Source organism: Paenibacillus lignilyticus (assembly GCF_017942085.1).
Taxonomy (GTDB): Bacteria; Bacillota; Bacilli; order Paenibacillales; family Paenibacillaceae; genus Paenibacillus_Z; species Paenibacillus_Z lignilyticus.
This window is the reverse complement of sequence record NZ_JAGKSP010000005.1, coordinates 339,910-363,323: the sequence shown is the minus strand read 5'-3', so window position 1 is coordinate 363,323 and position 23,414 is coordinate 339,910. Positions and strand designations below refer to the sequence as shown.

Below are 23,414 nucleotides of genomic sequence, written 5' to 3'. Positions count from 1 at the left end.
GAAAGGCTGTCGACGCAATGCGTTCTACCGGACCTGGTTGTTGTCTGATCAGCATGAAGCGTCGCCTCCCTTCCTTTACTAAGCTTGATTATATAGGAAACCAACCTTAATAAACAATAAACATTTATGCTCATGTCCGATATAAATAACCGACTTTCGAACTGTATCGTTCTGTTCATTTTTCAAAAAATTGACACCTATGGATATGGTTCTCGTATGAACTGAAATAGTGTACTATTGGAAAGGGCTTCGCGGGTTAACAGTGCCCTGCGGCGCCTGACCGGAGAAGGAGGATCCCCTGCATGCCACTGTTTCTGCACACCCTGTCGTTAAAGCTGCTAAGGCTTAAGAACTCAGCTATTGCCATTCTCTTCGTTGCCTTCCTGCTGATCCTCTCAACGTTAGCCTACTGGCTGGAGCCTGAGACTTTCGAATCCTGGTTCAATGCCCTCTACTGGGTGATGACCACGATGGCAACCGTCGGGTACGGCGATTATTTCGCGCATACGTTCGCAGGCAAGGTGCTTACCCTCTTTATTTATGTGTTTGGCATCGGTTTGCTGAGCTTGATAATCGGCAAAATTATCGATTCGGTCTCACAATATCATCGACAAAGGAGAGCTGGCAAGTTGACCTATTCCGGTAAACAGCACGTCATTTTTATTAATTGGAGCAAGAAAGCCAGATATGCGGTTGATGAGCTGTTAACTATCTCTCCCGCCACTCATATCGTGATTATTGATGCCATCGATCAACATCCCTACGAGCATCACAATGTTCACTTTGTCAGCGGCGATCCTAGCTCCAGCGACATTCTGGAGAGAGCCGGCATTGCCAGCGCCAAAGCAGCCATCATCTTCGCTGACTATCGCATCGATGAATCTTCGCTGGTCGACGGCAAATCACTGCTGATAGCCTCCAGCATTGAAAGTATCGCTCCTCAGGTACATACGACGGTTGAGATCATGCTTGAGAAGCATATCCACAATTTCAAACATGTCAAAGTGAATGAATTTGTACTCTCTCACGATGCCGTTGCCAGACTAGCGGTTCGATCCGCACTGAACGATGGCAGCGTGGAAATCTTCACCCAGCTGCTGAGTCGTCAGCATGGTGCCGATGTGTTCCCTATACCCGTCGCACCGGAGTGGAAGACGTATGAGGATGCCTTCCTCTCTCTCTTAAGGCAAGGCGCGACATTGATCTCAGATCGCGGAGATATGTCCATCAACACGAAGCTGAACGCTCCAATTCCAGCGAACGCCAAGCTCTTCGTCGTCTGTGATGTCGATGTCTATCAGACTATTACCAAGGGAGTGCGCGCTTAATGCATACGATCTGTTATCAAGAATGGGATGAATCCACGCAGCGGGTAGTACGGACGCTCAAACAATATTCGCTTGATACGGATGAACTATTCGTCCGTAAGCTTGTTAATGCAACGGTCATCCAGAATAGGCTGCTCCACCACAGCTCGCATGAATCCGAAGATACCGGCGTCCATCATATCTATGCGGCTTCGTTCCAAGCCGGCGATCTGGACGGCTATGGAGCGGAAGTTAAGCCGGCGCTGCTGGAGCGTTGTGACCGATCCGTGTTTCTGGAAACCGAGTTTCTCTATTGGAACGGACGAAATTTCGATTTAGGCGAGCAACTCGTCCGAACGACGGGATCGCAAGATATCGCCAGGCTGCTCCTCGATCATTATTTGGTGAAGCAGAATCGCACCTTCGAGTCCTTATATTCCGTGCTCGATGATGACCGCAATAAAGTCGTATTGTATATGAAGGAGGCTCATGTTTAGATGAAAGACGAAATAACGCCTACCAAACTGTTGAAATTCGCGCTATTACTTGCCGTGCCTGTCGCACTTAGCGGATGCAACACTGGCTCCAGCTATAACTGCGACCCGAACTACGAGGATTGTGATGATGGTTATTACGGCAGTTCAGGCGGCACCTATTACTCTAGCGGCGGTTCAACGACCAAGAACCCGACTTACAACTCGGATGGTTCAAGCAGCAGCTCCGGCGTTGTCAAGGGCTCTGGCAGCGGCTCCGGCTCCTTCAAGGGGTTTGGCAGCAGCGGCAGCCATAGCAGCGGAGGTTAAAAGGCATGATGAACCGGATTGTGCAGCTTGACGGGGACCATGATGAGATCTTCAGCGGCGAGATTGCCCAGCGTATCCCCTATCATCGGATGAATGGCAAACAGTACTGTCTTCCGGCCATAACGCTGTTCCAACCCGAAGAAGCCGGCGCAATTCAAGCCGCTTCCGAATCCGTAGACCGCATTTACCGGAAAGTACTGCGTTTCGCCCAACAATATTTGCCCGACGAGTTTCTCGTTCAGCAATTAGGACTTCATCCCGCTCTTTTATCGGCAGCACGCATGCAAGTTCCGTGTCATGGCGTTTCCCGGCAAGATTGGATCATTAATGAACACGGCATGAAATGTATCGAAAATAACACGGATACGCCAACGGGCATTCCCGAAACAGCTTACTTGGCGGAACATCTCATTCATACTTATACCTCGTTTACAGCAGCTTCAATCGGCATGCGCAAGGAGATTCAGAGCGCCTTCGGCCAATTGATTCGTCATTATGCCGAACAAGGTCTTTCAGGTCCGATTGTATTTTCCAGTTATGGCTGGCATCTCGAGGATCGTACGAATACCGAGTATTTAATGCAGGCAGTCAATGAGCTGGGTTACGAGACCCTTTATGTCCCCCTCGAAGAACTTGAAATCGTTCCGGGTGACGGACTTTATGCCGGCGGACAGCGCATTGCGGTGTTATACCGCCTGTATCCACTTGAATATTTAATTCATGATACAGATGAAGAACAAGGCAACATGCCGATTGGCGAAGCGCTGATTCAACTTGTTGTAGAAGGCAAGCTCGGGCTGATCAATCCGGCTCAGAGCATCATTACACAGAGCAAAGGGTTTATGGCGCTTATTTGGTCGCTCTACGCGCGCAGAGATCAAACCGAGGAGTTTGTCGGGTTCACCCTCTTCGATGGAACCGACATCGCGGATATCGACCGTTACCTGCTCCCTACTTATTATGAAGCAGCTCCGTTCGTGCAAGCCGGTACACCTTATGTAGCCAAAGGATATTGGGGACGAGAAGGCAAAGGTACCTCTCTCTACGATGGCGAAGGTCAATTCAAACAAGCGGAATGGGGTCATGAGGAAGCGGATGTCCTCGAGGTTCAAGATTACTACGACAACCAGCCTAAGATCTATCAGCACATGTTCCCTATGCAAGAAGCCCATGTTGAGACGGAAGAAGGTTCATTCGATGGTTATCTGCTCACCGGAGCCTATGTCATCGGCGGATGCTACGCCGGCCTACTTCCGCGAATAGGCGGTAAAATCACCGGCGATATGGCTTACTATTGCCCGGCAGCAATTACATACACAACCCAAGGAGGATCAAGGCGTGAATAACTTTGGAAATGATCTGTTGAATGTAGGAATTGGAATTCTTATTTTGCTCGCGGCACTGCTGGTTGGTTCATTCGTATTTAGCAAGCTGACCCGGTTCAATGATTGGGAGGAAATTAGAAAAGGCAATGAGGCTGCAGGCATTTACATGGGCAGCAAGCTGCTCGGACTAGGCATTATAGTTGCAATGGTATCGTACAGCTCCCATGATTGGGAGGCAATGCTCATCTGGTCGGGAATTGGCATCCTCCTACTCTGTCTCGTCTATGTCCTATTTGATTTCCTTACGCCGAAACTTAACGTTTGCGAAGAGATCGCCAAAGGCAACAAATCGGTTGCCCAATTGCTCCGCGCTATAATTCTGGGATCGTCGATCGTAATCGGTACATTCCTGATGTAATGACAAAAGCGGCACGAGTGCTCATCACTTGTGCCGCTTTCTATTAGGATAGATAATCGATAATTCCCGATGCAATCGCGCTGGATACCGTTTCCTGGAAGGCGGCTGACTGCATCCGTTCTTCCTCGGCATGATTCGAAATATAACCAAGCTCTAGCAGCAGCGCCGGTCTCGTATTCTCGCGAATGACTTGATAATTGCCCACCTTCACGCCGCGATCCTTGACATCGATAGATTTAACCAGCTCGCTATGCATAAGCTCGGCAAGTCCGCTATCCGCATCGTTGTAATAGTACGTTGTCATCCCCGCTACATCATTGGATTCGAAAGCGTCGTAATGAATGCTTACAAACACATCTGCGTTCGAATTATTTGCAATTTCCACGCGTTCGTCCAGCGATACGGTTTCGTCGTCGGGGCGAGTCAGGATGACTTTAGCTCCCGTTCTCTTCACCAGCTCGTCCCGAATGTGAAGAACCGTCTGCAAAGTGACATCCTTCTCGAACGTCCCTTGTTGTCCGATCGAACCGGCGTCCTTCCCGCCATGTCCGGCATCCAATACAATCGTTTTGCCGGCAAGAAGCAGGTTCTGGCTTGCGACGATCGGCTCACCTTCCGCTGCGTTATTATCGCTTGATCCATTGGCACGATTATGGGCTTGGAATATGAATAAAGCCGCGGCAAAGACGATTAAGGCAAGCAAGGCAGTGCCGGGGGATTTCTTCTTTCGCCTTTTCATTTCAGAAACGTCCTCCTTACGTTTGCATCTTGATGCTCCACTACCATACCAGATCGACATAAAATTGAAATGAAGCTAATCTTAATAACGGATTAAATCGATAAAAAGTTTAATTTTTCATTTCGTCATGCATAACATCGATACCTGCTTGGGTACATTAATGTCTGTTGCAATTTACTTAGAATGAGGAGGATCACACACATGGCAAACGGACAAAATGAAGTTTCTAAAGCAGACGTGCAATCCGTGGCATTAAACAAGCTTCCGGTTGCAGGTGCAGCAGACACCGAGTTCTCCGCAGAAGAAGCGGCTGAAGTATTCCAGCACAACCCTGCTTCGAACCAAACGGCGGCTAATGTTGCAGCTAATGAAGCTGAGGATCAAGAGTAGTCCCTAATCGGATACAAACAAAACATGAAGCCCGTTCCTAATGGAATCGGGCTTCACTTATTATGCTCAAGCCCGTGGAAGAAAGAACGAACTAACCAGCGGAATATTCAAGCTTTTTGCGCGTCGTATTGCCTTTATTTCGAGATCCCTTAACCAGTTCAGGCAGTGCAACCCCAAGCAGCACCAGAACGACACCGGCCCACTGGAGCGCACTTACCTGTTCATGCAGCACAACCGCTGAGAGCATGACCGCTACAGGCAGCTCCGATGCGCCAAGAATACCGGCCATCCCTCCGCCGATATGCGGAACCCCCGCTGCGAACAGCACGGGAGGAATAAAGGCACCGAACAGACCCAGCAGAAAACCGAACAGCAGCAAGCTGCTCCAGATCACGCCATTAAACAGATACACCGGCGGGAATAGAATAAACACGAAGATCATTCCGCCCGTGATCATCCACAAGCTTCGTTGAGCGGGATGAACAGCCGGGACGGCTTTTCCGCTGAAAATAATAAAGAGCGAATAACTGACTGCGGCGAGCAATCCAAGAGCGATACCGGTCCAGTTGAACTCCGAAATACCTTGCTCCATAATTCCGGCTGCGAGCACTGTTCCGCCGAATAAGATGCTAAGCGTTAACAGCATGATTCCGTTCGGACGTTTACGCGTGCTGATTGCATGAATGAGAACGCCCATCCACGTAAATTGGAACAACAGCACAATCGCAAGCGAATTCGGAATGTAACGCAACGATTGATAATACAGCAACCCCGTCAACGCCGTCGGAATCCCTGCCGACATCAGCATGAAACGTTGTTTCCATGTTAAGCTGAGCGCTTGCTGCACCTGTTCTGTTGACTTCGCTGCTTGTCGTTTACCGCGTAATTTCAACATAAGAACCAGCAGCCAGGATAGAATAAATCCGGTTAGCAGCTGTGTACCGACAACCTCACCCAGGCTGTAGCCTTGTCCATAAGCTTTCACTACGATCGTCGACAGAATCCCGTAGCTGACCGCGCCCAGAAATACAGATATCATATATTTCATCTCTAAGATGCCCCTTTCGAAACTTGCGTATCATTCAGAAACCAAATACAAAAAACTTCCTTACCACAAATACAGAATCATCGACCGATCATTCCGTATTCGTAGTAAGGAAGTTAAGGCTTCCTGTAGATACCCTCACCCTGTTTGTTCGTGAGGTTATACGAATTTATTATGAAGTTAAGTATGTTTTCCGTTTCAACTGCTTGTAATCACTCATGGAAATGTAACATGACTCGTTAGTTTCTGTCAACAGGTGATTGACGGAAATTAAGCTAATTTCAGAAAGTCGCTTCGCATAATACTTCGGACATGCCCTGCCCATCGGCCGTTCGCAGGACAATATTTCTTCGCGACCTTCTCGATCGTCGTATAGCCGCGCTCGACGTAATTGGCGGAGAGGAGTTGTCCGAATTTCCTCACGCTCTCCCCCTTGGTGGCGAAGGAAAAGGCTTTTTTATAGGCGTTTTTGCCTGTGACGGCGTTCAAACCGAACAGATTATTTTTATTTTGCGCCAATCGGCTCGACCCGTTACCGCTTTCAAGCTTCATGACGGCGATGGTGAAGAACGCATTAATGCCATATTTATCTTCAATGGCCAGAACGGCCGCCTCCAGTCCATGGCCGGCAAGCTTCGTTCCTTTCAGAATAGTCGCGATTTGCTCTTTGTTTAGACCCGAGTCGGACATCACTTTGGATGTTGGTTTAGCCAGCTTCTCCAGGGGCGTTACAAGCTTCTTCTTAATGGGTAAATGATCCATAGCAGCCGTTGGCGCATTCACTTTCTTAACGGTCTGATGAGTTACCGATGCGGTGGACACTTCTATTTTTGCGGCTTTCACTTGGTTTGCGGGTACTGCTGTCGATTGCGATACCGTTTGTGATAGCTGCGGCACTTCCTCTGCATAGCCGCCATGGACATACCCGCCATCTTTGAGTGACAGCCAGCCGGATTCGGTTACGCTAACAACTTGAAGCAGCTCTCCTTGCTTCACTTCGGTAAGGATGGTTGAGCTTGCGTCCGGCATGGAACGCACATTGAGGTAGAAAGCCGTTACTTTATATGTATGGAGAGGATTTGCCTTCGGAACGACGACGGCAGGCGCTGCAGGTACGGGGATTATACGGATCGGTTCAACCGCTTCGACGGTCGATGCTTTGGGGATGACGGTTGCGGGCTGAAACAATGATTTCGGCAAATGAATGACTTGTGATGCAGGCGCTAGGGACTTGGTTGAGGAGGCCGTCTTGTTTTGAAGCCAGTGCGGAGCGGATATTCCGGCTATTTGGGAATTCCAAAGTGCATTCGTAAAGGTAAAGGATAGGATAATTGTCGTTACAAACAACGCACAGATCATATAAGCCACTACATTCCACTGGATGGTTCTAGTCATTGAAACACCTCTTCCTTGGATTTAAGGGCCTTTCCGATATAGGTTAGATTGTAAATGCTATCTTCTGAAAAGCATGTCAAACCTTCTGTAAGAAAAATATGTACTTTTGTCGATGGACATTCCTTCTTTAGCGAACAAAAAAGAAGCCTGAGTGATTCAGGCTCCTTTATGAGTGTTTTTTAATCTTTTTTCACGCTTCCGGAAACGCTTTGCGCCCCATAAAACCGTCATTCCAGCCGTGATAGTGAGAGATTCGATCCTCGCCTTGCTTCCAACAGATTAGAATTTCCTCACCATTGAGAATCGAGGGGAAATCGATCAATCCCGGGTTAATCATTTTGAGAAAAACGCCTTTCCGATCGAAATTTCCGATGTGCAAGTCAATTTCCATCCGCATAAATTCAAGCTGACTCTCCACCTCGAAGAACGGATCCTCATGTTCTCGGGATGTAGTTGCCTTCAATACTTGCAATTCATCAAACTTTTCTTCGAATTGCTGCGTCAGCAGCTGCAGCTTCAGCAGATCTTCCTGCAGCTGCGGTAATAGTGCATTCGCTTCGCTTAATGTAAAATGAATTTGGTCCACTTTCGTATCCACTCCTTACATTAAGTGTACTAAAATCAAATGAACGAGGTCAAACGGCGCGCCATGAAAAAACGAGAACCCCGCGCCCGAATTCGACACTCCGATTCTCGTTCCCCCTCTTATTTAAAATAAGTCCGCAAATGCTCCGCCGCTTTCACAATGCCCTGCTGCTCCTTCTCCAAGCTTCCCCAGAAACGATGATCCTCCAGCTCAATGCTGATGGCCCCCTTATACCCAAGGCGATCCAAGCGCACAGCCACCTTGCTCCATTCGACCGCACCGTGACCCGGTATCGTATAACGCCACGAGCCTTCCGAGAATCCGTATTTCGCGCCGAATGTTGCCGGCAGCACGCCGGATTCATACAGCTCTTCATTAAGTAGTTCCGTATCCTTGCCATGACAATGGTTGACGCGTTCACCGAACTCCGATAACGCGCGTAAGTAATCGATGCCGAGGCGGACAAGATGAGAAGGATCATAATTGAGGCCAAAATGCTTCGAAGGTATCGCCTCGAACATCGCTCTCCACATTTCAGGCGTGCAGCCAAGCGTAGGATAATGAGGTGCCGGCCCCGGCCAGCCTTCGATGGCAATATAGATGCCGCGTTGCTCGGCATGTCGCACGACTTCCGGGAAGCAATCCTTCCAGATCGCGAAGCCCTCCGAGCGCGGAAGCGTGAGATCCTCCGGAACCAAACACATAAACATGATGCTGCCGCCTAGCTCAGCCATCGTGTCCATCTGGCGTTTGGTCGCCTCGACCGCTTCCGTGCGGCGGGCATCATCCCGGCTGAGCAACTGCGCGGTATGCCGCGCATCAACGGATCCAATGCCGATGCCGAACTCGCTGCAGGCTTGCTTCACCTCTGATGTCAGCTCGGAAACATCTAAGATATCGAGTCCGATTTCTGCTGCCCAAGCAGCGGTATTTCTAATCCCTCCGCGGCCAATGATGGGCGGAATGCGCATGCCAATGGAATACGTCATCTTAGCTCACCTCCTCAGATTCCAAATGTCCCAAAGGCGAATACCCTGCGGCTTCATAAATCATCTCGGATAATTGCACGACTTTAAGCGCATACTCGCCTGGTACAAGAACATCATGTCGACCCAAGATTGCATCAATAAAGCTTTTATCCTGATTAGTCGATACCGCAGGCAGCTCAGGAACGATCGGCTCTTGTCTCGAGCGGCGGAGCGTAATGCGGCCGTTATCATAGAAGACTCCGCCTTCTTCTCCGCAGAAGACAAACGTCTCATGCCAGCAAGGCGCGAAGCCAACCAGATTCAGACCCGCGACAGCACCTTCGGCAAATCGAATCGAAGTGAACGTATCGATTTCAACAGGCGTGCCGTGCATATGCAGCTGAGGTTTGACCTCAATCGGTGTCAGCCCCGTCGTCCATAGCAGAACATCAATGATATGGCTGCCGGAATCCATCAGGAAACCGCCGCCGGACAACGCAGGGTCCTGGCGCCAGGAGCCAGGTGTTCCCTGTCTCCACTCTTGATAAAGAGATGCGGTAATCGAAGTCAGCTTGCCAATCTCGCCTCTTGCAATGGCATCCCGGATATAGAGAAATTCAGGCTGAAAATGACGCTGATACGAGACTTGGATGATTTTTCCGGCTTCTTGGGCCAACCCGATTAGGTTCTTCGCTTCCTCAGAAGAGCAAGTCATCGGTTTCTCGATTAATACATGAAGGCCTTTGCGTAATACGGCGCTAGCCTGCTCGAAGTGCAGCGTATGCGGCGAACAAATGACGACCGCATCCAGCTCCACTTCATTCAGCATCTCGGAGTAATCCGCGAATGCCGGAATATCGCCTAACTTATTTTGCGCAGCAAACTGTGCTCTGCCGGCTGCATTCGGATCCGCTAATGCGGCAATCCTCACTTCCGGCAGCTCAGACAGCTGACGCGCGTGCCACCCCGCTATGCCGCCGGTTCCAATCATCCCTACTCGAATCAAGCTCATTATTTTCCCTCCCGCTTAGGCTTCAACTAGATAATGCATTTGGTTAAATAAGACATCTCCACACTAAGCTATCACAAATCAAAGCCGCTACCAATCCAAATATGCGACAAGATATGCTAAGCAATGTCCACGTTTGGACAATTACAAAGTAGGTAATGATAAGCAAGAGCTCGTGATCAACGCACAGGAGGAATACATCGCAATGAAAAGAATATTGCAACATACAACCCGAACGGCCGTTTGCTTCGTCCTGCTGGCTGCATCGATTGGCGGTCCTGCCGGCGCGCACCCCGATCAGGAAACGGCGCCGACCGTCGTTCAAGTGAAACTGGTTGGAGCAGCCGGCACCGAAGTCGGAATGGCATCCTTAACTCAGAAAAACGATGCCGTCGTGCTTCACGTAGAAGCCAAAAACTTGCCCCCAGGTGTCCATGGCATCCATTTTCACGAAACCGGGAAATGCGAAGCGCCTGACTTTAAGACGGCAGGCGCACATTTCAATCCGCAGACCAAACAGCATGGATTTAACAATCCGAAGGGGTTCCATGTCGGGGATTTGCCGAATATCTCGGTAGCTGCGGATGGCTCGGTTAAAGTAGATATCGAGACAAGAATCGTTACACTAGCGCCGAACCAACCTAATTCGCTCCGGAAAACAGGCGGTACCGCGCTTGTCATTCATGAGAAAGCGGATGATTACGCAACCGACCCATCCGGCAATTCGGGAAATCGCATCGTATGCGGAGTCATACAGTAAAGCAATCGTGTAGCCGTCGATGGCCATGACTTCGTATATCGCGAGGATCATGGCCATTTACAACCGGACGAGTCATACGTTAAATTGAAACATGGAGATGGACTTATAGATCTCATACAGAGAGCAGCTAAAGGAGCAAACAAAACTGATGTTAACGAAAGAATTATCACCGCTTGTACAAGCTTTGGACCTCAAACCGCATCCGGAAGGCGGGTGGTACAAAGAATTGTGGAAAGCCTCCTTCGAGATTCCGCAAGCCATACTGGGCGAACGCTATTCCGGCGCACGGTTTGCGGCAACATCCATTTACTTCGTTCTGCATCCGGAAGAAACCTCAGACTGGCATACGGTACTGTCCGATGAATTATGGCTCTGGCATTCCGGCAGCCCGCTTCTGCTCCGCTTAGGCGGTACGGGAGAGCATCCGGAGACGACCGAAGAAATGATTATCGGACCGGATATCGCGAAGGGGCAGCGCCCTCAAGCGCTGGTTCCGGCAAATGTGTGGCAGATGGCCAAGCCGCTCGGCGATGAGCCCGTCTTTGTATCCTGTGTTGTCGCACCGGGCTTTCATTATGATGATTTCACGCTCATTCAACGCACTTAAACCCTATATTATTAGGCAAGAGGCCAATCAGGATGTTCCTGATTGGCCTTTTCTCATTGTCAATGGGAAATGAATGAATGTTTTCTAATCATATTCTAACAATTACAGTGAAAGCGTTCGTAATGCAGAGTTTTCCTCCACATTGGTAAGTAGTGGTTTTTCCAGCTGTGATATAGTGGTCTCCAGGTGATCACGACATCCAGTAATCACACTATACTCTCAATTAATAGGAGGAAGTCATGAATAACACAACAAACAAGCGTATAGGTAGAAAACTAGCAGGTGTTGCACTCAGCCTATCTATCGCTTTTGCCGGAAGCATGCTTCTTACGCCGAAGACGACTCACGCAGCATCCGACTCTGTCGTTGCGAGCAACATCATTAATAAGGGCAAACAATATATGGGCGTACCTTACAAATTCGGTGCCAAATCCGGTATTACGAGCGCATTCGATTGTTCTTCATTCGTGCAATACGTATATAAGAAGAATGGCATCAGCCTCCCGCGTTCGTCGAGACAGCAAGCACTCAAAGGAACCCGGGTTCTGAAAAGCAACCTGAAAAAGGGCGACCTTATTTTCTCGGATACGAATCGTGACGGCAAAATCAATCATGTCAGCATCTATATCGGCAACGGCAAAGTACTTCAAACGTACCGCGTTGGAATCGGCGTTACCATTTCCACATTCAAAGGCAGCATTTGGGACAAAACATTCGTTACGGCTCGCGATGTCATTTAAGTTCCGTTTCGTGCAGGGCATCTAGGTGCTCTGCACGTTTTTCGTTTCGTTGGGCAAGCGTATATACAGGCTAGCCTTGGACTCCATACACTAGAAGCTAATAGAGTATTCGCGTGTAAGGGGGTTTAAACAATGAAACTGGATATCGGTTGCGGCGCCAATAAACTCCCGGATTGCTATGGGATTGACCGTTATGCATTGCCAGGCGTCAATCTGGTCAGCGATCTGGATACTGAAATTCCGTTTCCCGATAATTCCATCGATTTCATTGCCGTAAGCCGCATGCTCCCTTACGTAAGCGACCTGAACTTCGCGCTGCGTGAAATCTACCGTGTCAGCGTTCACAAGACTGTCGTTTGTTTGCTATGCCCGTACGCGCATAATTTTCGACACAGCTCTAATCCCTTCTTAAAGCACCGGTTTGACGAACATACGCCTCGCTATATGACGGCCTCTTTCAAACAACCTCCCGGAAGTCCGATCTGCCCTCCCCTATCGCCGTACAGCTATGTCACGCCTCCGCCTTATGATTTCAGACTGCTTCGCATGGAGTTATTCTATCAAGCCCCTTATCTAACCGATCTCTATGAACCCGATGAGCTCGAAGTGCTCAAAGAGCTGCAAGCCAACGTTGTTGATGAAATCCTGTATTATTATGTCGTCGCGAAGGCGCCAATAACGGACGAGGAATGGTTAGCGATGTGTAATGAAGTTCACCCTGAGCCGCATGCCGTAACCATGCTCCGTAGCATAGCCCCTTGAGCAGGTGCATATGTTTGAGTTAGTGTGCAAACTGCATCTATTTTGAAAAAGGCAATCCTAAAGGGGGGGGCGAGGAGCATTGCACTAGTAGTTCGGGCTACCCTCAATGCAACCGGCGCGATTACCTTTACCGGTAATACGCTCGGTCTAAGCCGTTCCACGGTGGAAGGGGTTCCCGGTACCCAAGACAGTATCGGCGCATTCGTCACGACCAATACAGCAGTTCGGTTCGGTACCTATCCCTTTGGAACGACCAGCAACTATCTGCTCAACAACTCATCTGCCATTCTTGTGCTGCCGGCAGGCAGTACGGTGCTGTACGCGGAATTGATCTGGGGCGGAACCTATATCGTACCCGGCGTCAATTTATCGGCGGCCATCAACAATCCTGTTACGCTTACATTGCCGAACTCGACGAACGTCAGCATTACACCTGACGCGGCAACCGCAAATACATTCGATCTCGGCAGCGGCGCATTCGGTTATACGCGATCCGCTAACGTAACCTCGCGAATCACGACAGGCGGAGCCGGTACCTATACAGTAGGAGCCGTTGTCGGTACCATCACGGTTACGGATCCAACGGCCAACCATGCGGGCTGGACTCTCGCAGTCATCTATCAGAATCCTGCGCTGCCCTTTAGAAACATGTCGCTGCGCGTTGGAGCCGTGCTTGTTCAATCCACCTCTGCCCCGGTTGTAACGACGATAACCGGATTCGCCACGCCTGTCACAGGCGCGCTAGGCGGCAGAGCGCTTTTCAGCGCCCAGGAAGGCGATGCGAATCGCACAGGCGACCAGGCGCTTTTCGGTCCGACAACCGGCACACAGGTTGCTTTGTCCGGAACAAACAATTTCGCCAACAATTTTTTCGCGTCTCAGATAAATGACGATACCGGCGCGCTGAATACAACCGGCACATTTGGGACACGAAATCAGATTAACGGAGCGCCGGGCTCGAACATTACCGGCGGCCGGCAAGGCTGGGACATCACGAACGTCAATGTATCGGCCAACTTAGCGAACAATCAATCCTCGGCAGTATTGACGCTAACGACTTCGGGAGACGCCTATGTCGTCAATGCCAACGCGCTGCAGATCAATATCAATGCGCCTAACATCTCAACAACGAAGAGCGCAAACGTTACCGGAACCGTCATTGGCGATACGATTACGTATACCGTCACGGTCAGCAATACCGGCAATGCGAACGCGGCAAGCGTCGTCGTATCAGACGCGATTCCAACAGGTTCCACATTTGTTGCAGGCAGTGTAGTCGTAGCCGGTGTAGCCAAACCTACTTTCGATATCGTTGCCGGCGTGCCGATAGGTTCCCTTGCCCTGAACAGCTCCGTAACCATTACATACAAAGCCAAGGTCACCTCTTTGCCGAATCCGCCTCAAATTCCAAACGTCGCCAAGGCCGCCTTCACCTTCCAAAGTGTCGCCGGCGGGGACGTTATTAGCGGTGTCATCCCATCGAACACCGTGTCAACACCGGTTTATTCACCTGTGCTTACCCTTACGAAGAGCGCGGATACTACGAATGCCGCTGTCGGTACAACCGTCACGTATTCGGTGCTGATTGCCAACTCCGGCAGTATCGGCGCGACAACCACGTTCACGGATAATATTCCGGGCAGCACGACTTTTGTCCCGAACAGTGTCACCGTAAATGGAGTGACCCAGCCAGGCGCCAATCCCGTTACCGGTGTTCCTATCGGAATCGTGCCTCTCGGCGGGTCAACGACCGTTACCTTTCAAGTCATCGTCAATTCGCTGCCCACTCCCGTGCAGCCGCAAATTTCGAATCAGGCAGCTGCAGCCTATACCTACTCGCCTCCTGACGGAAGCGGCAGAACGCTCAGCGGATCAGCCACGTCGAATACGCTTGTCATACCTGTTTCACTGCCGAATGTGAACGTGGTGAAGAGCTCGAATCGCACCGCAACGACGGTCGGCGATACGATTCAATTCTCGACCTTGATTTCCAACAATGGCGTTGCCGCCGTTTCGAATGTCGTATTCAGTGATCCTATTCCGGCCGGAACCATTTTCATCGATGGATCGGTCACGGTCGGCGGTGTCGCCAGGCCGACTGCCAATCCTGCCGGCGGTATTTCAATCGGCACCATTGCATCCGGTGCATCCGTTAATGTCGTATTCCAGCTCAGTGTCACATCGCTTCCGTCACCTGCCCAAATCGATAACCGCGCTACGGTATCCTACAGCTCAGGCACATTTAACGGTTCGTCCCTATCGAACAGCGTATCCGTTCCGGTCTATCAGCCGATCATCGCCGTTCTGAAATCGGTAAACTCGACTCGCGCAACGGTAGGCGATACGTTAACCTATTCCTTCGCCGTCCAAAATACGGGGAATTTCGGCGCGCAGCTTACGTTGACCGATACGCTTCCTTCCGGAACGACGTATGTCGCAAACAGCATTTCGGTAGACGGTTCTCCACGGCCGGGTTCAACCCCGCAAACCGGTATTCCGGTCGGGTCGGTTCCCGCAGGAAGTACAGTGAATGTCTCGTTTCAGGTCGTGCTTCAATCGCTGCCTAACCCGCCTACCTTAACCAATTTCGGGACTTATACGTATACGTACACCATTCCGGACAGTCGTGTGTTCAACGGTAGCGGGAGCTCGAACACGGTGTCAATTCCCGCTTCCGCGCCTAACGTAAGCATCAGTAAAGGCGCGGATTTCTCGGAAGCGACCCTCAACGATGAAATTACATATACCATCATCGTCTCTAACAACAGCATTGTTCCTGTCAATCAAGTATTCGTGTCCGACCCCATTCCGGACGGTTCACAATTTATTGCAGGCAGCGTGACCGTCGGGGGCATTCCGTCTCCAAGCGCAGATCCCGCGGCGGGCATTCTGGTCGGGACACTTGCGCCTTCTGCAATTTCGATTATCAGCTTCCGGGTTCGCGTTACGTCGCTTACGACCTCTGCCGTCTTATCCAATCGAGCTGCAGTCAACTATACGTCCGGTGCATTTATGGGAACGGCCTTTTCCGATACCGTGAATATTCCCGTTTATGCTCCGATACTCGCTGTTTCCAAGAGTGCCAATTCCGCTGCTGCTACACTTGGGGATGCGGTCGTCTATACGCTTCAGATCAACAACAGCGGCAATATCGGTGCCGATGTTACGCTGACGGATAACATCCCGGCCGGGTCGACATTCGTTGTGAACTCCGTAATTGTAAATGGGACTCCTCAGCCGGGCGTTGACCCGGTTACAGGCATTCCAAGCGTCATAGTTCCACCGCTTGAGACATCAACGGTTACCTTTCAAGTATCCGTCGTTTCCCTTCCTAGCCCGCAGCAGCTTGTAGACCAAGGAACAGCCGCGTATACCTATACGCTTCCAGCCGGACGCGTTGTTAACGGTGCGACAAACTCGAATACGGTAACGATCCCGGTATCCGCGCCGAATGTATCGGTTGTGCTCAGCACGCCTGCTACGGATATCACGACAGGCGATACGATTCTGTACTCCGCCGTCATTACGAACAACGGGATTACGAACGTCAACAATATCATCTATGTCGGTACTCCCATCCCAGGCACTGCCTTCGTTCCGGGCAGCGTGACCGTGAACGGTATTGCACTTCCCCAGGCGGATGTGACCGCTGGTATTCCGATCGGTTCCCTGGCACCGAGTGCCTTCGCAACCGTGACCTATGAGGTGAAACTAATCATGCCTGTGTCCGATCAAATTGTTAACCAGTCGACAGTAAGCTTCACATCCGGCAGCTTCTCGAGCACATCATCGTCCAACGTCGTTACGACTCCGATTACGCAGCCGCAAATCAACGTGGTTAAATCGGCGGGCACCAGCTCTGCCACAGTAGGCGATACCATCGTATACACGATTGCGGTTAGCAATACCGGCAATCTGCCTGCCACCGTAACGGTAACCGATACGATTCCGGCAAATACGACTTTCGTAGCTAACAGTGTCATCGTCGGCGGAATTCCGCAGCCTAGCGCGACGCCTTCCGGCGGAATAAATGCGGGCACGGTTGACGTGAATCAAACCGTCTACCTCATGTTCTCTGTCGTCATCGATTCGCTTCCCAATCCGCAGCAAATCGTCAACCAAGCGACGGCTACTTACCAGTTCACTCCGCCGGACGGACGTTTAATCACGGGGACGTCATTATCCAATTCGCTCTCGATTTCCGTATCCTCGCCCAACGTAAACGTGTTTAAGTCTTCGACCGCAACATCCGTCTCGATCGGAGATACGATCCCTTATATCGTGCTCGTATCCAATAACGGGATCGCACCGATTACGAATACGGTTTTCATCGATGGCATCCCAAGCGGCACCGTATTTGTATCAGGAAGCGTAGCCATCAATAGCGTCCCCGTTCCCGGTGCGAATCCGGCGCTGGGTGTAAATGTAGGCACGATCCCAAGCGGCGGCACGGCTACCGTGACTTTCAGTCTGCTGGTCGTTTCGGTGCCGACGCCTCCGCTCATTTCCAACCAAGCTTCCGTAACGTACACTTCCGGCGCATTCGCCAGCTCTTCCTTCTCTAATGGCGTAGATATTCCTGTCTATCAGCCGGTCATCAGTGTTGTTAAAAGCGCCAGCACGACAAATGCATCCGTTGGCCAAACCGTTATCTATACAATGGCAGTCGCCAACTCCGGGAACTATGCCGCGTCCGTCATTCTATCCGACCCGACACTTGCGCCAGAGCTTTCTTTTGTTCCGAACAGCGTTATCGTTGGGGGATCGCCGCAAGCAGGCGCGGATCCGATTACCGGTATTCCCGTCGGTGTCGTACAGCCAGGGGCTACAGTGAATGTCACCTTTACGGCGGTTATCACCTCTTTGCCGCCATCGCAGCAATTATCCAACCAAGCGACAGCTGCCTACAGCTATACGCTGCCTGACAGCCGTACGCTTAACGGCTCATCGGTGTCCAATACACTTTCCTACCCGGTATCTTCTCCGGATGTCGATGTCGTGAAGAGCGCTACACGGACTGCCCTCACGGTCGGCGATATTCAAACGTACAGCATTCTTGTGACCAACAGCGGGATTTCCACGGTCGATAATATTATCTTTGCAGATCCCATCCCGGCAGGAACCTCCTTCCTGTCAGGCAGCGTCACCATTAATGGAGTTCCGCTTCCGAACGCGAATCCGGCTGCAGGGTTCTCGCTGGATCCGATCGCAGCCGGCGCTTCCGTCACGGTAGCCTTCAGCGTAACGGTGACCGCTGTTCCGGAAGGCGAACTTGTCAGCAACCGTTCATCGGTAAGCTTCACCTCCGGCGTATTCTCGGCGGTTACGTTCTCGAATACCGTTACGACGCCTGTTTATCAGCCTGTTATTACGCTTGATAAATCGGCTAACACCTCGTTGGCCAGCGTTGGGAACACGGTTGTATATCGTGTCAATGTAACGAACAGCGGCAACTATCCGACAACCGTCACAATCACGGATCCTACCCCAACCGGCACCTCTTTGGTACCGAACAGCGTCATTGTCAGCGGCGCTCCTCAAGCAGGTGCGGATCCGGCGGCCGGTTACAGTATCGGCGTCGTTGCACCTGGAGCGACAGTGCAGACGACATTCGAATACACCATCAACACGATGCCGCCAAATCAGCAGCTGACCAACCAAGCGACGGCCAGCTATGCCTTTACGCTGCCGGATTCCAGATCGTTCATACGCTCGGCCGCGTCCAATACGCTTACGATTCCGGTCACTTCGCCTAACATAAGCATCGTGAAGAGCACGCTGTCCACGGATGCGATCATCGGCGATGTGATCACGTATTCGAATACCGTCACGAATACGGGAATTGCGAATTTGAACAGTGCCGTTCTCTCCGATCCGGTGCCTGCAGGCACGACCTTCGTACCCGGTTCGGTTGCCGTAAACGGCGTGCCGTTTCCGAATGCCAATCCGGCATCGGGTATCGCGCTTGGCGTCATCACACCTTCATCCTCAGTTACCGTTACCTTTGACATTACGGTGAATTCACTTCCGGCGAGCGGTCAGTTAAACAACCAATCTACAGTGTCCTTCACATCGGGCGTCTTCTCCGGCACGGGTTTATCGAATGTATTGACGACTCCTGTCTACAACCCGATCATGTCCGTCGTGAAGAGCGCAAGTACGGCGAATGCCACCGTCGGCGATACCATTACGTATTCCTTGCTTATCTCGAATACCGGTAATCTGGAAGCCACCGTTATCTTGTACGATACGATTCCGGCCGGAGCCGAATTCATCCCGAACAGCGTAGCGATCGGCGGCGTTCCGCAGCCGGGAGCAGACCCGGTAACAGGCATTAATGTCGGCGTTGTACCTGCAGGCGCTTCCGTACACGTGCTGGTCACGCTGCAGGTTACCGTCGAAGCCCTTCCTTCTCCGCAGCAACTCGCCAACCAAGCGACAGCCGCCTATTCGTTCTCGCCGCCGGATGGCCGTATTATTAATGCCACGGTTAACTCGAACACGGTCATCATTCCGGTTTCCTCACCGGATGTGTCTGTTGTGAAGAGCAGCAACGCCATCGATGCTGTTGTAGGCGATACGATTATCTATACCATTACGGTCACGAATAACGGCTTGTCGCCGGTTAACAACGTCACTCTGGTTGACCCGCTTCCGCCGAGCGCAAGCTTCATCCCTGGAACGGTCACCGTCAACGGAGTACCGATGCCTGCTGACAGTCCGAATACGGGTATCCATATCGGCACAATCGCGGTCGGCGCGGTATCTACCGTTCAGTTCCAGGTGCTGGTAGTATGATGGCAGTTCCGGACCCGCCGCAGACGATTCGCAACCAGTCCGTCGTGTCCTTCTCTTCCGCCGGCGCAATAAGCTTCTCGTACTCGAATATCGTCAATACCACTGTGAACGGGCCCGTCATTTCCATTGCATTGTCTACGACCTCGACGCGAGCGGGTTTGACCCTGCCGGTTACGTATCAAATTACGGTCGCCAATAGCGGGAATCGCTCCGCAAATGTGACCGTGTATGACATATTGCCGAAGGGTACCGTGTTCGTGGCCAACAGCGTCATCGTCAATGGTTCACCTGTACCCGGCGTAACGCCGGAAGGCGGCATTCCGATCGGAGAAGTCAGTCCGGGCAGCACGGTAACGATTTATTTTCAACTGCTGCTTGTTTCCTCACCGCCTTCCGGGCAGCTCGATAATCAAGCGACGGCAGCGTATTATTTTGAAACGACCGATGGTCGAACGATTACCGGCTCGGAAAGCTCGAACGTCGTAACGCTGCCCGTTACGGTACAGCAAGTCAGTCTGCAGAAAGGCGTGAATACGGCTTATACGTACACCGGCGATATGCTGGTTTATACCGTTACGGCTGCTAATGAAGGAACGGAGCCGATGCGGCAGAGCGTGCTGTATGATGCACTGCCGCAGGGAACGCTGTTTGTTCAGGGGAGCGTCACCATTAATGGCGTTCGCTCTCCATCGGCTTCACCTATTACCGGAATCACACTGGGACTCATTCAGCCCGGTGTATCCTTCGTAGTGACATTCAGTGTCATCGTATTGGATGTTCCCGTCCACACCCAGTTAGCGAACAGTGCCGAGTTGAGGTTTCAATTCGGCACTTTCGACCAATCCGTCACGTCCAATACGGTTTCTTCCCTCGTATCGGGGCCAGCTCTGTCGGTCCATAAATCCGCAAGTTTATCGCAAGCTACCGTTGGTCAATCGTTACGATATTCGATCACCATCTTTAACAGCGGTACAACCGGCGCCGAAGTTACCGTACGCGATGCGATTCCTGCCGGAGCCCTCTTCGTGCAAGGCAGCGCTGAAGTGAACGGCCGTCCGCTGCCCGGTGCGAACCCGGATGCCGGAATTCAGCTGGGTTTGGTGCAGCCCGGTGTGCAATACGTCCTTTCCTTCCTGGTCTCCGTTACCCGATCAGGGAATCAAACGGAGCTAATCAACAGGGCGACCGCGGAATATTCTTTCCGTCTTCCGAGCGGCGTTCTCGTTACGGATGCGGTTACGACCAATGCTGTTGTTACTTCCGTCGTTGTGCCGGTTATACGAGCAGAACTAAGCGCAGCTCCGCCCGTAGTTGGACCGGGCGAATATATCGCGGTTTCCGTAGCGATTACCAATACGGGGAATTATGCAGCCGCCGTAACGCTGTTCGCACTTATCCCTGACGAAACAAGTATCGAAATTGCGAGTATACGGATCAATGGCGTCGAGGTTCCTTTCACGCCCGGAGAAGGGCTGCCGATTGGCATACTGGCACCGAACCAGACGATCATCGTTCAGTATCGTCTGCGGTTGACTGCGCATCCTCTTCAAAATCGCTTGCGGTTCCGCGTGCTTGCGCAATTTAGTTACGAAGTAAACGGTGAATGGTTCACGAGCTCGGTGTATTCCAACGAGGTTACGATTGTGATCGAAACCCATGAGGAGTAACTCGCCGAAAGGTGACCAGATCCCGAAATGGAGATAAAGGCTCTCTGCTCATTTGGTTGCTGAGCGGAGAGCCTTTATTGTTGTTTACGTTATGCGCGGTATACATAGGGGTCTTGCGGTTTGGGAATCGTCTTCCATTCCGTCACCCGCAGCATCGGAATGGTTTGCTTGAATGGCTGATAGAACGACGATGTTAAGGTGCCGGTTACTCTCACCCACTCATCGTTGTGAAAAGCAGCTGTGTCGGAAGGGAAATCGACGAGCATCCCGAAAACGCCTGAGTCCGCTACGCAATGAATGAATCCGAAGCGGAATACAAAATAATGATTCGCTTCCGTCTGCTCCCCCGCATAGACGAAACCGTCAAAGCTGATCTTCCGGCCGATAAACGCATCGGGGAAGTTATAAATGGCTTCCAGCCCCTTCAAGTAGTTGGCATCTGTCAGTCCTACCTCCTTCAAAGGCAGGAATTCCTCAAGCTCTTCGCGTGATACCTTCGCATATCCTTGTTTGCCATAGAACACACTGGAATCAGGCTTTAGAAACTGATGGAAGCCGGGATTATCGGCGGATGCGTCGAAATTCGGAAACGAGAAGCCCTTGGCCTTCACGAAACTGGAATCCAGCGTCTGAACAGGCAACAAGAATCCGGTCAGCAGCGGGAAAATCAAGATGCTGTACGACACAATACGTTTCCAGCGTATCGGCTGTTCATGCGAATGGCCGAAATGATCATGATGCGCATGCGGGAGATCATGGCGGTCACCGTGGCGATGATGCTCATGCGACTCGTCATGGTGCTCATGATGCGTATGTGGATGGACATCGCCGTGTGCGTGGCCGAGTTCATGGTCATGCTCATGGTCATGATCGCGGCGCTCGGCCTTCGACTTCCGCTCGTGCTCAGCCCTTTCCTTCCTATACAGCCGCACAAATTCGAATAGAAACAGGATAATTAACATGACGATTGCGCTTTGGGTTAAATACGCATATTTCAGATTAATGTATTTATTCAAATTGCCGCCGAGGTGCATCATAATAAACAAGCATGCGAACCCGGCAAGCACATATAAACGAATCATCCCATCAACCTCCCCACGAGCAATGACGAAGCCAGCGTGCATGCCGCAACCAATGCAATGAGAACAAGCACGAATTTCCCGCGGAAAACGGCAAGCAGCATAAGCGTGTTCTTAATGTCAATCATTGGCCCGAATACGAGAAACGCAGATAACGAACCGATGGAGAACGTACTGCGAAACGATGAAGCAATGAAGGCATCGGCTTCCGAACACAGCGACATGATGAATGCCAGTCCAATCATCACCAAGGAGGCCGCAATCGGCGTGCTGCCGATGTGCAGCAACGTGGACGTCGGAATGAAGGTTTGCATCGAAGCCGCGATGAAGGCACCAAGCACCAAATATTTTCCGACGGAGAAGAACTCGTCAATGGCGTGCAGCATCACATCGTATAATCGTGAACGCATTGGCATTCTAACGCGCTCGCCGGCTAACGATTCGGCACCTGCTGCGATTTCAGCGCCCGCTCCTTCCATTCCCCTAAGCGGAAGCTTCGGATACAGATAGGAAATGACGATCGCCGTAAAATAGGCGACAACGATAGCCATTCCACCGCGAATCAGCACCATGTTCCAATCGTTCCCGAATGCGATGTAGGTCGCGAACAGCACAATCGGATTAATGATCGGACCCGTCAGCATGAACGCAATGCCCGCGTGCAGCGGTACACCCTTGCGAATCAGCCGCCTTGTGATGGGGACTATACCGCATTCGCATGCCGGGAAGAACAAACCCACTCCGCATCCGATCAAAGAAGCCAAGTAACGATTACGCGGAAGGATCCGTGCGATCAACCGTTCAGATAGGAATGTCTGGATTAGTCCGGAAATGATGACACCGAGCAGGATAAACGGAATCGCTTCCATGATCATGCTTAGAAAGATCGTATTCAGCTGTAGAAAAGTTACCACAGGCACCTCCTGCTATGTACCGAACAATCGGTTATTCGGACTCCATTATCTATCAATCAGGCTCAAAATGCCAGAATCACGATCAAAGCGGTAACTTCCCGC

At 51.2% G+C, this 23,414-nt stretch carries 20 protein-coding genes and 1 riboswitch; of the genes, 12 read left to right on the top strand and 8 right to left on the bottom strand.

Annotated features, from left to right (window positions below; translation table 11 throughout):
- Window positions 1-302 precede the first annotated feature (302 nt).
- Genes I8J30_RS15615 through I8J30_RS15595 form a run of 5 tightly spaced genes read left to right on the top strand, consistent with a single transcriptional unit; the run spans window position 303 to window position 3,853 of the window.
- Complete coding sequence (locus tag I8J30_RS15615) at window positions 303-1,328, top strand: potassium channel family protein (protein WP_210659173.1); 1,026 nt, start codon at window positions 303-305, stop codon at window positions 1,326-1,328.
- Entirely contained in the window at window positions 1,328-1,804 is a 477-nt protein-coding gene (locus I8J30_RS15610) for a hypothetical protein (RefSeq protein ID WP_210659171.1), read from the top strand. The genes I8J30_RS15615 and I8J30_RS15610 overlap by 1 nt, the downstream gene beginning before the upstream one ends.
- Entirely contained in the window at window positions 1,805-2,110 is a 306-nt protein-coding gene (locus I8J30_RS15605; protein WP_210659169.1) for a hypothetical protein, read from the top strand.
- A 5-nt stretch (window positions 2,111-2,115) separates the two neighbouring features.
- On the top strand, window positions 2,116-3,456 hold the full coding sequence (locus I8J30_RS15600; RefSeq protein ID WP_338044871.1) for a glutathionylspermidine synthase family protein: 1,341 nt from the start codon (window positions 2,116-2,118) through the stop codon (window positions 3,454-3,456).
- Window positions 3,449-3,853 (top strand): DUF350 domain-containing protein, encoded by a 405-nt coding sequence (locus tag I8J30_RS15595; RefSeq protein ID WP_091216989.1) that lies wholly within the window; start codon window positions 3,449-3,451, stop codon window positions 3,851-3,853. Before I8J30_RS15600 ends, I8J30_RS15595 begins: the two co-directional genes overlap by 8 nt.
- 43 nt (window positions 3,854-3,896) lie before the next feature.
- On the opposite strand, the gene I8J30_RS15590 is transcribed toward I8J30_RS15595, so the two are convergent.
- A complete protein-coding gene (locus I8J30_RS15590; protein ID WP_210659167.1) occupies window positions 3,897-4,592 on the bottom strand; it encodes an N-acetylmuramoyl-L-alanine amidase family protein in 696 nt (231 codons plus the stop codon).
- Window positions 4,593-4,793: 201 nt separating this feature from the next.
- Here I8J30_RS15590 and I8J30_RS15585 point away from each other — a divergent pair, with 201 nt between their 5' ends.
- Window positions 4,794-4,982 carry a hypothetical protein gene (locus I8J30_RS15585; protein WP_091216994.1) on the top strand — a complete coding sequence of 63 codons (189 nt, stop codon included), beginning with the start codon at window positions 4,794-4,796 and terminating at the stop codon, window positions 4,980-4,982.
- A 91-nt stretch (window positions 4,983-5,073) separates the two neighbouring features.
- Here I8J30_RS15585 and I8J30_RS15580 read toward each other — a convergent pair whose 3' ends face one another.
- The 5 genes from I8J30_RS15580 to I8J30_RS15560 all read right to left on the bottom strand — a co-directional run bounded on the left by I8J30_RS15580 (window position 5,074) and on the right by I8J30_RS15560 (window position 9,988).
- Entirely contained in the window at window positions 5,074-6,030 is a 957-nt protein-coding gene (locus I8J30_RS15580) for an EamA family transporter (protein ID WP_210659165.1), read from the bottom strand.
- Window positions 6,031-6,112: 82 nt separating this feature from the next.
- A riboswitch (purine riboswitch) is annotated at window positions 6,113-6,214 on the bottom strand.
- Window positions 6,215-6,297: 83 nt separating this feature from the next.
- Window positions 6,298-7,422, bottom strand: a complete 1,125-nt coding sequence (locus I8J30_RS15575) for an SH3 domain-containing protein (RefSeq protein WP_210659163.1) — start codon at window positions 7,420-7,422, stop codon at window positions 6,298-6,300.
- Window positions 7,423-7,612: 190 nt separating this feature from the next.
- On the bottom strand, window positions 7,613-8,008 hold the full coding sequence (locus tag I8J30_RS15570) for a DUF2203 domain-containing protein (RefSeq protein WP_210659161.1): 396 nt from the start codon (window positions 8,006-8,008) through the stop codon (window positions 7,613-7,615).
- A gap of 119 nt (window positions 8,009-8,127) precedes the next feature.
- Window positions 8,128-8,997, bottom strand: a complete 870-nt coding sequence (locus I8J30_RS15565) for a sugar phosphate isomerase/epimerase family protein (RefSeq protein ID WP_210659159.1) — start codon at window positions 8,995-8,997, stop codon at window positions 8,128-8,130.
- A 1-nt stretch (window position 8,998) separates the two neighbouring features.
- The gene (locus I8J30_RS15560) at window positions 8,999-9,988 is read right to left on the bottom strand and encodes a Gfo/Idh/MocA family protein (RefSeq protein ID WP_210659157.1); all 990 of its coding nucleotides are present in this window, start codon (window positions 9,986-9,988) and stop codon (window positions 8,999-9,001) included.
- 202 nt (window positions 9,989-10,190) lie between these two features.
- On the opposite strand from I8J30_RS15560, the gene I8J30_RS15555 reads away from it, so the two are divergent.
- From I8J30_RS15555 to I8J30_RS15530, 6 genes are all read left to right on the top strand, one after another.
- On the top strand, window positions 10,191-10,745 hold the full coding sequence (locus tag I8J30_RS15555; protein ID WP_210659155.1) for a superoxide dismutase family protein: 555 nt from the start codon (window positions 10,191-10,193) through the stop codon (window positions 10,743-10,745).
- 148 nt (window positions 10,746-10,893) lie between these two features.
- On the top strand, window positions 10,894-11,352 hold the full coding sequence (locus I8J30_RS15550; RefSeq protein ID WP_210659154.1) for a cupin domain-containing protein: 459 nt from the start codon (window positions 10,894-10,896) through the stop codon (window positions 11,350-11,352).
- Between the two features lie 239 nt (window positions 11,353-11,591).
- Window positions 11,592-12,092 (top strand): C40 family peptidase, encoded by a 501-nt coding sequence (locus I8J30_RS15545; protein WP_091217012.1) that lies wholly within the window; start codon window positions 11,592-11,594, stop codon window positions 12,090-12,092.
- 132 nt (window positions 12,093-12,224) lie between these two features.
- Window positions 12,225-12,854: a methyltransferase domain-containing protein gene (locus tag I8J30_RS15540; protein WP_210659152.1), complete on the top strand. Its 630-nt coding sequence runs from the start codon at window positions 12,225-12,227 to the stop codon at window positions 12,852-12,854.
- 42 nt (window positions 12,855-12,896) lie between these two features.
- The gene (locus I8J30_RS15535) at window positions 12,897-19,652 is read left to right on the top strand and encodes a DUF7507 domain-containing protein (protein ID WP_240548090.1); all 6,756 of its coding nucleotides are present in this window, start codon (window positions 12,897-12,899) and stop codon (window positions 19,650-19,652) included.
- The gene (locus tag I8J30_RS15530) at window positions 19,649-21,319 is read left to right on the top strand and encodes a COG1361 family protein (protein ID WP_210659150.1); all 1,671 of its coding nucleotides are present in this window, start codon (window positions 19,649-19,651) and stop codon (window positions 21,317-21,319) included. Before I8J30_RS15535 ends, I8J30_RS15530 begins: the two co-directional genes overlap by 4 nt.
- A gap of 89 nt (window positions 21,320-21,408) precedes the next feature.
- Here I8J30_RS15530 and I8J30_RS15525 read toward each other — a convergent pair whose 3' ends face one another.
- Window positions 21,409-22,401 (bottom strand): TIGR03943 family putative permease subunit, encoded by a 993-nt coding sequence (locus I8J30_RS15525; RefSeq protein WP_210659149.1) that lies wholly within the window; start codon window positions 22,399-22,401, stop codon window positions 21,409-21,411.
- A complete protein-coding gene (locus I8J30_RS15520) occupies window positions 22,398-23,273 on the bottom strand; it encodes a permease (protein ID WP_240548118.1) in 876 nt (291 codons plus the stop codon). Before I8J30_RS15520 ends, I8J30_RS15525 begins: the two co-directional genes overlap by 4 nt.
- Between the last annotated feature and the right edge of the window lie 141 nt (window positions 23,274-23,414).